At 67.7% G+C, this 9570-nt stretch carries 11 protein-coding genes; 2 read left to right on the forward strand and 9 right to left on the reverse strand.

Translation table 11 applies throughout. The annotated features are described in order from the left end of the window. The 4 genes from HGB39_RS37425 to HGB39_RS37440 all read right to left on the reverse strand — a co-directional run. Positions 1-157, reverse strand: a 157-nt coding sequence (locus tag HGB39_RS37425) for a biotin carboxylase N-terminal domain-containing protein (protein ID WP_164066024.1), incomplete at its 3' end; no start/stop codon positions are given. A gap of 131 nt (positions 158-288) precedes the next feature. Next, positions 289-1665: a condensation domain-containing protein gene (locus HGB39_RS37430; RefSeq protein WP_005563271.1), complete on the reverse strand. Its 1377-nt coding sequence runs from the start codon at positions 1663-1665 to the stop codon at positions 289-291. Between the two features lie 21 nt (positions 1666-1686). After that, positions 1687-2103: a SufE family protein gene (locus tag HGB39_RS37435; protein ID WP_005239978.1), complete on the reverse strand. Its 417-nt coding sequence runs from the start codon at positions 2101-2103 to the stop codon at positions 1687-1689. Then, complete coding sequence (locus HGB39_RS37440; protein ID WP_005239980.1) at positions 2100-2999, reverse strand: sulfurtransferase; 900 nt, start codon at positions 2997-2999, stop codon at positions 2100-2102. Before HGB39_RS37440 ends, HGB39_RS37435 begins: the two co-directional genes overlap by 4 nt. Positions 3000-3146: 147 nt before the next feature. Here HGB39_RS37440 and HGB39_RS37445 point away from each other — a divergent pair, with 147 nt between their 5' ends. Continuing rightward, positions 3147-3557, forward strand: coding sequence for a group III truncated hemoglobin (locus HGB39_RS37445; protein WP_005265283.1), 411 nt, complete (start codon positions 3147-3149; stop codon positions 3555-3557). Here HGB39_RS37445 and HGB39_RS37450 read toward each other — a convergent pair. Both HGB39_RS37450 and HGB39_RS37455 read right to left on the reverse strand, forming a co-directional pair. Next, positions 3524-4966, reverse strand: coding sequence for a condensation domain-containing protein (locus HGB39_RS37450; RefSeq protein WP_005563272.1), 1443 nt, complete (start codon positions 4964-4966; stop codon positions 3524-3526). The genes HGB39_RS37445 and HGB39_RS37450 overlap by 34 nt on opposite strands. After that, positions 4966-6483, reverse strand: coding sequence for a condensation domain-containing protein (locus HGB39_RS37455; protein ID WP_005563274.1), 1518 nt, complete (start codon positions 6481-6483; stop codon positions 4966-4968). The genes HGB39_RS37450 and HGB39_RS37455 overlap by 1 nt, the downstream gene beginning before the upstream one ends. 249 nt (positions 6484-6732) lie before the next feature. Between HGB39_RS37455 and HGB39_RS37460 the strand changes: the two genes are divergently transcribed. Continuing rightward, the gene (locus HGB39_RS37460) at positions 6733-8451 is read left to right on the forward strand and encodes an MFS transporter (RefSeq protein ID WP_005563276.1); all 1719 of its coding nucleotides are present in this window, start codon (positions 6733-6735) and stop codon (positions 8449-8451) included. On the opposite strand, the gene HGB39_RS37465 is transcribed toward HGB39_RS37460, so the two are convergent. From HGB39_RS37465 to HGB39_RS37475, 3 genes are all read right to left on the reverse strand, one after another. Then, the gene (locus HGB39_RS37465; RefSeq protein ID WP_005265287.1) at positions 8434-9078 is read right to left on the reverse strand and encodes a Maf family protein; all 645 of its coding nucleotides are present in this window, start codon (positions 9076-9078) and stop codon (positions 8434-8436) included. The genes HGB39_RS37460 and HGB39_RS37465 overlap by 18 nt on opposite strands. 10 nt (positions 9079-9088) lie before the next feature. After that, positions 9089-9451, reverse strand: a complete 363-nt coding sequence (locus tag HGB39_RS37470; protein ID WP_005563278.1) for an acyl-CoA carboxylase subunit epsilon — start codon at positions 9449-9451, stop codon at positions 9089-9091. After that, the coding region (locus HGB39_RS37475) for a carboxyl transferase domain-containing protein (RefSeq protein ID WP_167121067.1) at positions 9448-9570 on the reverse strand (123 nt) is incomplete at its 5' end. The genes HGB39_RS37470 and HGB39_RS37475, both read right to left, overlap by 4 nt.

Here is a 9570-nt window from a genome sequence, read left to right on the forward strand (position 1 = left end):
CGGCCAGGCGCACGAACGGGGCGTCGGCGTCGGGTTCGGCGTAGACGGCGACGCTGGCCAGGCCGGCATCGGCTGCGGCCCGGATCACCCGCACTGCAATCTCACCGCGGTTCGCGACGAGCACCTTCGTGATGTGCGCGCTGGCATGACTGGGCACTGAGCCTCCTGTGGTTCGCATGGTCTGTCTCCGCGGTGGCTCCCGTGGGTGTCACCAGCGGTCGTTTACGGCATCACTTCGGAGTCTAAGCACCGAACCGATCCGTGTTGTCACCGGACCGAAATTTCCCGTCAGGGCTGTCCGACGCTCCGCAACCCTACCGAGGGGTAGCTGGTTGAAACCTGTTCCAGTTGCCGGCGGAGGCTCCCGACCCACGTGTGGACGCTCGCGGCAGCGATGTCGTTGCCCGGATAGCGGACCGCCAGATTGACACCTCGGGGGGTGCGATTGATCCAGGCGTACACGTCGTGGGTGTACTGCCGGCTCCTCAGCGCCCGGGCGTTGCGCTCGTGCCAGCGGCCCGCATCGGGCACGAACCGGACGTCCATGTAGGAGACGACGAAGCGAGGCCGGATGGGGATGTCGAGTTCCTTCTCGATGCGGTCGAACGGGACCACCGAGATCGGTTTCGTCCGGGCCACGCTCTCGGCGGCGTCGCGGGCGACGGCGGCGAACTCGTCCGACGTCACCTCGAAGTCGATCGGGCTGAGACCCACGAACCATCCGAGCGCGGACGCCCACTGCGGGGAGTGCCGGGTATGGACCGGAGTGACCGTCCGAAAGCGTTGATGCCCGGCCACTTCCGCCCCGGCCATACCCAGGCACGCGAGCAGGCCGGGGAAGAACCCCACATCCGCCTCGCGGCACACCGAGTTGAACGCCGCAGCCTGGTCGGCATCGAGAATCCAGGCAGACAGGTTCTGCTGGGCGTACGACGTGCGCGGACCGACCTCGAGCGGGAACTCGGGGAGTCCCGGTCCCTCGAGCGCCGAGCGCCACACGTCGAGCGCCTCACGTTTCACCTCGGCGTCGGTGGAGGTCTCACGCTCCTCACGGCCGAAGTCGATGTAGCTGCCGACGGGAAACAGGTTGGCCGTGCGTCCGGACAGTGCTTCCTCGTACAGGGCGGTCAACTCGTGGGCGACGAGCACGATGGAGAACCCGTCGATGATCGAGTGATCGGCCGCGAAGAACACCGTGAATCGGTCGCGTTGGACTGTTTCGAGCGTCGCGAAGACGTACGACGGCCAACTGTGCGGCGACGCGTACTCGTCGAACAGTTGCTGCAGGTGCGCGAAGTTGTCGCCGCCGGCGGCGTCGTACCCGTGGCTGACGACCCCCACGTGCAGCCCGCCCTGCGGCACGGTGCGCCGGTGCACGCGCTCGGTCTCCGCGTCGAACGTCGTGTGCGAGCGCAGCACCTCGTGACGATCGGTCCACTTCTCCAGTGCCGACCGGAAAGCGGTGACGTTCAGCGTGCCGTGGATCTCGAACGCGGTGCCCAGCCAGGATTCGCGACCACCGGAGTCGGAGCACCGGCGCAGGTGCGCTTCGTGGATGTACGAGGCGGGGCGGGGATCGTCCACCCATTCCGAGCGGGCGCACGGTAACCATTCGGTGAGCGCGCCCACCGGAACGGGATAGTCGGCAAGTTCGGTGAATTCCATCAGTAAGTGTTCAAACCCTGCCTAGCCGCGAAGATGCCGCTTGATTCGCGCGAGCATCGCGGACATGCCGCGCAGCCGCAGGGGACTGACGGCGTCGGCGAGCCCGAGCGCGGAATAGAAATCGTCCGGAATGCCGAGGATGGTGGCAGCACTGTGCCCGTCCAGGCCCTGGTGGAGGATCGACGCGAAACCCCGCGTCGTCGGCGCTTCCGCGGGCGCGCTGAAATGCAGCCGCACGTGGTCGGGATCGGAGTCGTCGACCGACAGGAACAACGGAGACTGGCACTCGGGCACCGGTTCCATGGCGTCCTGCTCGAGTTCGGCAGGCAGAGGCGCCAGTTCGCGGCTGAACTCCAGCAGCAACTGCAGCTTGTCCGAGCCGTCGACGGCAGCGAAGTCGTCGACGATCTCGGCAAGCGAATCGGGTAGTTCGGTCATGACGATGCGCCGGGAACGTCTCCCGGCTCTTCACCCCTGACGATCGGAACGCGAACCATGTTGCCCCACTCCGTCCACGAACCGTCGTAGTTGCGGACGGTGGGGTAACCGAGCAGGTGGGTGAGGACGAACCAGGTGTGGCTGGAACGCTCCCCGATGCGGCAGTACGCCACGATGTCGTCGTCGGCGGACACACCGCCGTAGATCTCGTTCAGTTCACCGCGTGAGCGGAACCGGCTGTCGGGGGCTGCGGCCTTGGCCCACGGAATGCTCAGCGCGCTCGGGATGTGGCCGCCGCGCAGCGCCCCCTCTTCGGGGTAGTCGGGCATGTGGGTGCGTTCGCCGGTGTACTCCTGGGGCGAACGCACGTCGATCAGCGGCCCCTTGCCGAGGTGATCGAGCACGTCGTCCTTGAACGCGCGGATCGGGGCGTCGTTGCGCTCGACCACCGGGTAGTCGGTGGGGGAGGTCTCGGGGACGTCGAACGCGGTGTCCCGGTTCTCGGCGATCCACGCGTCGCGGCCGCCGTCGAGGAGACGGACGTCCTCGTGTCCGAACAGCGTGAACACCCAGAGGGCGTACGCCGCCCACCAGTTGCTCTTGTCGCCGTAGATCACGACGGTGTCGTCGCGGCTGATGCCCTTGCGGCTCATCAGGTCGGCGAACTGCTCGCCGTTGATGTAGTCACGGGTCACCGGATCGTTGAGATCGAGGTGCCAGTCGACCTTGACGGCTCCGGGGATGTGGCCGACGTCGTAGAGGAGCACGTCCTCGTCCGACTCCACCACCTTGAGGCCGGGTGTGCCCAGATTCGCGGACAGCCACTCCGTCGACACGAGCCGACCGGGGTTGGCGTACTCGGCGAAGGACTGGGTGGGATCTGGCGCTACGGGCACGGGTGGGCTCCTGGGGCAGATGCGACGGGGACGGCGTCAATTCTAGGCGGACGCCGGAAGTTCTTCCGACCGGCGTTCACACTTACCGGCCGTGGATGGTGAGGGAGCCCGCCCAGGCGCGTAGATTCGCACCCGAACGGAGGCCTCATGCCCGACATCTCGACGCGCGCCGACCTGGAACTGCTGCTCCGGCACTTCTACGGCCGGGCATTCGCCGATCCGGTCCTCGAACCGGCCTTCGAGACGCTCGCGGTGATCGGCCTGGACGACCACCTGCCCGTCATGTGCGACTTCTGGGAGACGGTCCTGCTGCGCACAGGCGTCTACCGAGGCAGCGCGTTCGCCGTGCACCGGGCGCTGCACGGCCGGCACGGATTCACCGACCGGCACTTCGACCGCTGGGTCGAACTGTGGACGTCCAGCGTCGACGAGTTGTTCGCCGGCGACGTCGCGGGGCGGGCCAAGGTCGAGGCAGTCAAGATCGCCGACGCTATACGGCGACGACTGTTCGAGCCCTCCGGCGGTCAGACGACCGGAGTGCCTTCCAGGTTCAGCTGACTGGTCAGCTCCGCGATGGGAGTGACGCCGTTCTCGCAGATGTCGTGCATGATTTCGCGCAGCCGCACCAGGAACTCGGTGACCGCGCGGCGTGCCGTCGGCGTCTCGGGGAACCGCGACCGCAGCGCGAGACCGCGCTGGGTGCGGGAGATCCAGAATTGCGCGTCGTCCGCGACCGTCACGTTGCTGATGTGGTGGGCGTTCAGCTCGTCGTGATCGTCGGTGCCGGGCAGTTTGCGGTAGTCGATGTACGAGACCATGAACACATCCGTGCGGGTGCGGCGGTATCCGTCACCGAGCGCCTCCCGCACCTGGGCCATCGTCACGCCCTTGAGCGTGAGAGCCGTGCGGAACGAGGCGTGGGTGTGCGCCAGGGAGGACTGGAAGTCGCAGTCGGGTGTCAGTTCGACCGTCAGCGGCGCACTCGTCGTGAGCCACCCGATCGCATTGGCCCACTGCGGGTCCTGGCGAATGTGCAGCGGAAACTGCAACGGCATCCGGGAAATGCCGTTGATCGAGTGCACTGCCATGCCCATCGCGGTGAGCGCCCCGGAGAACAGGCTTCCCCCCGAGTCCAGGCAGATTTCCTCGAACCGCTCGGTGTCGGCGGCGCCGAGAAGGGGGCGGACATCCGCTCCCTGTGGTGCGGGCCTGCCCGCCTCGACACCCAGATCGAGCGGGAAACTGGGCGCGGTGCCGCCGCAGCGTTCGTAGAAGCGTGCCCATTCGCGCACCCGGGGGTCGCCGATCTCGGTGACGGGCGTCTCGGCCTCGAGTTCGCAGTACCGCAGGAAGCTCCCGGGATCGCCGAGTTCTTTCGTCAGGTCCGCTTCGGTGAGCGCGGCCGAGCCGCCGAGTCCGATGAGTCGCTGATAGATCTGCCGGAGTTCGCCCAACGCGATGACGAGCGAGTATCCGTCGACGAGAGTGTGATCGAACGCACTGACCACGGTGTAGTGCGAGTCGCGCTCGATGGTGGCGAACAGGTACGCGGGGAACGTCAGCGGGTCGCACGCCTCGGTGAACCGGTACCGCAGGTGGTCGCGGAGTTCGTGCGGTGACGTCGTCGCCGAGGACTCGGACGCGATGACGGTGATGTCTTCGGGGTCGAGATCCACGCGCGCCATCGCATCCGGGCTCACGTCGAAGCCGGTTTGCAGCGTGTCGTGACGCCGGATGAAGTGCACCAGCGCCTGCGTGAGAGCATCCCGGTCGAGTCGCCCGGGAAGGTCGAAAGCTGCTGCCATCCAGACGCTTCGGCCGACGCCGTGGGTGCGGGCGGTGTCGAGATGGAATTGCTGGTTGTACGAAGGCGGCACCGCGGACGGGGAGACCTTGCCCGGCGCGACGGACCATTCCGTCACCAGGCCGGGTTCGAGCATGTACCGGTCGATTGACGTGACGTGCACTACTCCACCCCTGCGGCAGTCGCGGAGTCCGCTGTCGGCGCGAACGATGTCACCGTGTAATCGCCTTCGCGGGCAACGGTTTTCATGATGTTCGACAACCGTTCCGCATATGCGGTCACAGACCGGTGGGCCTCGTCGGTGTCGGGGTGCGAGACGGCCATCCACGTGCCCTCGAGCATGCGGTTGACCCAGATCGACGCGATCTGAGTGGCCTTGCCACCCACGATGCCGGTCGCCCGGGTCGACACGAAGCTCTCGGTCTGCGGCAACCGCCGGCCGTCGATGTACGACACGATCGGAGGCGGTGCGAGCGTGGTGGCGTGTTGCGACATCGCCTCGGGGCCGGCCTGAGCGAGCACGGTGTCGATCACTTGCTGCACGGACACCTCGCCGAGCGCCTTGCCGGACCGGTAGGCGTCCTGCGCGCGCTGGGCCAGTCCCGTGAACGTCGTGGCGTCCTCGAGGGCGAACCCGACCGGAATGAGATTGATGAACCACCCCTGGGACCAGTAGAACTGCGGGTCGTTGCGGGTGGTGAGGGGGGACAGCGCCATGTAGCGGTCGCGCCCGACCAGTTCGTGTTCGGTGATCGCGAGAGCCGCGAACACGCCGCCGATGAAGTTGGAACCGTGGGCCTTGCACACGGCGCCGAACTGCTCGCACTCGTCGGCGTCGGCGAGGTCGAATCGGCTGCCGATGGCCGGCTTCGGTTCGTCGGACGCCCCGAGGTCGAGGGGGAAGCTCGGGAAGGTACCGCCGTTGCGGGTGAGGTGACCGATCCAGCCGTGCACCTCGGGGGAGGCGAGGGTCAGTGTCGCCGCTTTCTCCCGCTCCCGGCGGCTGTACTCCACGTAGCTTCCCGGATCGGGTAGTTCGGGCTCTACGCCGTCGAGTTCGGCCTGATAGATGATCCGCGTCTCGGCGAACGTGAGAATCATCGACTGCATGTCGGTGTGCGCGTGATCGACGGCGTGGAACAGGGTGAAGCTGTCCTCGGGCCCGGGAGCGCCGGCGTCGTGATGTTCCACCACGCCGAACACGAAAGCAGGCCAGGCCAGCGCGCTCGTCTCGTTCGCGAAGCGCGCGGCGACGTGGTCGCGGACCTGTTCAGGGGTGGTGAGGGTCTCGCCCTCGTGTGCGATCAGGGCGATGGAGTCGGCGGGCACGACGTGCCGCTGTACCGCGTTCGCGGTGTCCGTGGGGTCGGCATCCGCGTTCTCGAACGAGAACCAGCTGTGCAGGGTGTCGTGCCGCAGGATGTAGCGCTCGAGAGTGCGGGTCATCGCGGCGCGGTCGAGCCTGCCCGGGAAGTCGAAGGCGATGCCGATCCAGGGGGACTGCGTCTCGCCGTTGTTCGCCGCCAGCCGGGCCCGCCGCAGGTGCCGCTCCTGCATGGTGGTCGGCAGTGCCGGATCCACCGGCGCTTCGACAGCCGCACGTGCACTCGCGTCCGTGACTTTCCACTCGACGACCCGCCCAGGCTCTGGCTTCCAGTGGGTGATCAAGTTCAAGTCCATCGAGCGGCTCCTGGTGTGTCGAATCGGTTGCGAGTTCGGTCGGGTGTGGCACGGACTTCTCGCAACAGGATGCGGCACCGAGTGCCTTACCGCGAGAGGTAAAGAAGTATGAGACTGATTACAGGTCGGTCCCGGTCTAGTCAAGTGTCGGGCAAAAGGGTTCTACGCTGCAAGTTCCTCGCGTAGCATGCAGCAACCTCTGAACGACCTCACAGCGTTCTGTGAGCTTCGAGCCGCTAGCCTGTCCGGATGCCTGTGACGCAGCGTGACGCACTCTATCGAGGCGAACTCGGTCGGTGGGTCCCGTGGCTGGGACTGGCCACCAGCCTCGCCGCCGTGTTCATGCAACTCCTGGACGCGACCATCGTCAACGTCGCGCTCCCGAGCATCGCGGTCGATCTGGGTGCTTCCGTGTCGGCGCAGCTGCTGATGGTGAGCGTCTACACGCTGTCCTTCGCATGTTCGCTGATCACAGCGGCACGACTGGGGGATCTCCTCGGCCGACGACGGGTCTTCCTCACCGCGTTGGCCGTCTTCATCGTTGCCTCACTGCTCTGCGGACTGGCCCAGTCGCCGACCGCTCTCGTGGTGTCGCGGGCGTTGCAGGGTCTCGCGGCGGGGTCGATGTCGGCTCAGACGTTCGCCATCATCTCGGGACTCTTTCCGAAACGCTCGCACCCGCGGGTGTTCGGCATCTACGGCGCGACCATCGGGCTCGCCACCATCTGCGGTCCGCTCGTCGGCGGACTTCTCATCCAGTGGGATCTCTTCGACTGGGGTTGGCGGCTGATCTTCTTCGTCAACCTCCCGATCGGGCTCGCGGCCCTGGTCCTCGGCTACTTCTATCTCGTCGACGCGAAGCCCGACGGCGTCCGCCGTATCGACGTGGGCGGCGCCGTGCTGTCGGCGGCCGGGCTGTTCCTCCTGATCTTTCCGCTCGCGGAGGGCCGGGAACGCGGCTGGCCGACCTCGATCGTGGTGATGCTGCTGTGTTCGGTGCCGGTCCTGATCGCGTTCGTCGTCTACGAGTGGCGGCTGGGGCGCCGCGGCGGCGACCCGGTGCTGCGCCTCGAGTTGTTCACCGACCGCGCGTTCTCGCTCGGCGCGGCCATCGCGTTCGTGTTCTTCGGGACGCTCACGTCGCTGATCTTCACCATCTCCCTCACCCTGCAGTTCGGGTTCGGGTTCTCCCCGCTCAGGGCCGGGGTGATGACGCTGCCGTGGGCATTGGGGACCGGTCTCGCCGCGCTGGCCTCCGCTGCCGTGTACCGGCGCATCGGCAACCTCGTCCTGCCTCTCGGGATGCTGCTCTTCGCCGGCTCCCTCGTCGTGCTGGCGGCGCAACTGCAGCACGAGGGCACCGATCCGCGGTGGTCGGCGCTGGCCGGGCCGCTGTTCATCGGGGGAGCCGGACTCGGACTGTTCGTGGCGCCGCTCCAGACGGCGATCCTCGCGACCGTGCAACCGCAGAACGCGGGGTCGGTGTCGGGGCTGCTCCCGACCGTGCAGCAGGTGGGTAGTTCGATCGGGCTCGCGGTGATCGGTGTCGTGTTCTTCAACCTCGTCGCGACGCAATCGGCGGACGCGGTTCAGGCCGAGCGGCCTGCGCTGACCGCGCAGCTCGCCGAGGCCGGGGTGCCGTCGGCGCTGATCCCGCGTGCCGAGGAGACGTTCGTACGGTGCGCGACGGAGCAACTCGGGTCCACGTCCCCGATGAAGGTGCCCGACGAATGCCGTTCGCCGGCATCCGGCGGTGCGGCGCTCGGCGCCGCTCAGCAGCAGATCGCCGACTCCGCGGTGGTGGCCGCACGGGAATCGACCCGTAATGCAGCGGGCGAGGCGTTTCTCCAGGCAGAACGCCGCATCCTCTGGATCATTGCGGCGGTGGCGGCGGCTATCGGTGTGGCGTCGCTGACGCTCCCGCGCCGGAACCAGCAGGTCGACGAACGGTCAGCCGACGCGGCCTGACGACGCCCACAACTCGGCGACGCCGACCCCGACCTCCGCGAGCAACCTCCGGACGAGCGGCAGGCCGATCCCGATCACGCTGGACGGATCGCCCTCGATGCGGTCCACGAACCAACCCCCGAGGCTGTCCAGGGTGAACGCGCCCGCGACCTGCAGTGGCTCCCCGGTCGCGAGGTAGGCCTCCAGATCGGCGTCCGGCGGGCTCCCGAAATGGACGACGGTGGCGCTGTGATCGTGTGCGTCACTCACCACCGCACCCTCCGCGATCCGCAGGACGCTGTGCCCGGTGAGCAGGGTCGCGCTACGGCCGGCCATCGCCGACCACCGCGCGCGGGCGACGTCGACGGTTCCGGGTTTGCCCTGCAGGGACCCGTCGATCAGCAGCATGGAGTCGCATCCGACGACGACGGCGTCCGAGATCCCGTCCCGTGCGAGAACGGGGAGGACGTCGTTGGCCTTGGCTCGGGCCAGTTCGGTGACGACGTGCTCGGGGGCGGCGTCGGCACCGAGTGCCGCGATGACGGCGTCCTCGTCGACTCCGGAGACTCGCACGACCGGCTCCACCCCGGCGCTGCGCAGGACAGCCAGCCGCGCCGGGGAAGCCGAGGCGAGAACGAAGGACGTCACCGGATCCTGATCAACGCCGGTGCTCCGACACGTTCGGGAACGCGTACGGCGAGAACGGGGCGACGCTCCGGTGCATCCACGTGGGAGCACCCCAGGACTCGGGTGGGAGGTGCGCATCCGGATCACCGCTGCCTGCGGCGGCGACCGCGGACAGCACCGCGACGAGCGCCGCGATCTCCTCGTCGGACGGTGAGCCCTTGACCACCTTCAGGAAAGGCTCACGGGCCGCATCGGCGGCTGCGCCGTCCGTGTCACCCGGCAGGTCGGTGGCCGCACCCTCGGCGAGCGTGGTGTCCGCTGCGGAACCGTTGACTGACGACGTCGCGTCGGAACCGGTCTCGGTGCGCACGTCGTCCTCGGTGATAGCGGTCATAGGGGGATGTTCCCATGCTTCTTGGGCGGGAGGGTGACCATTTTGCGTTCGAGTAGGCGCAGGGCGGCCACGATCTGTCCGCGGGTGTGGGACGGGGGGATGACGGCGTCGACGTAGCC

The organism is Rhodococcus opacus, assembly GCF_012396235.1.
Taxonomy (GTDB): domain Bacteria; phylum Actinomycetota; class Actinomycetes; order Mycobacteriales; family Mycobacteriaceae; genus Rhodococcus_F; species Rhodococcus_F opacus.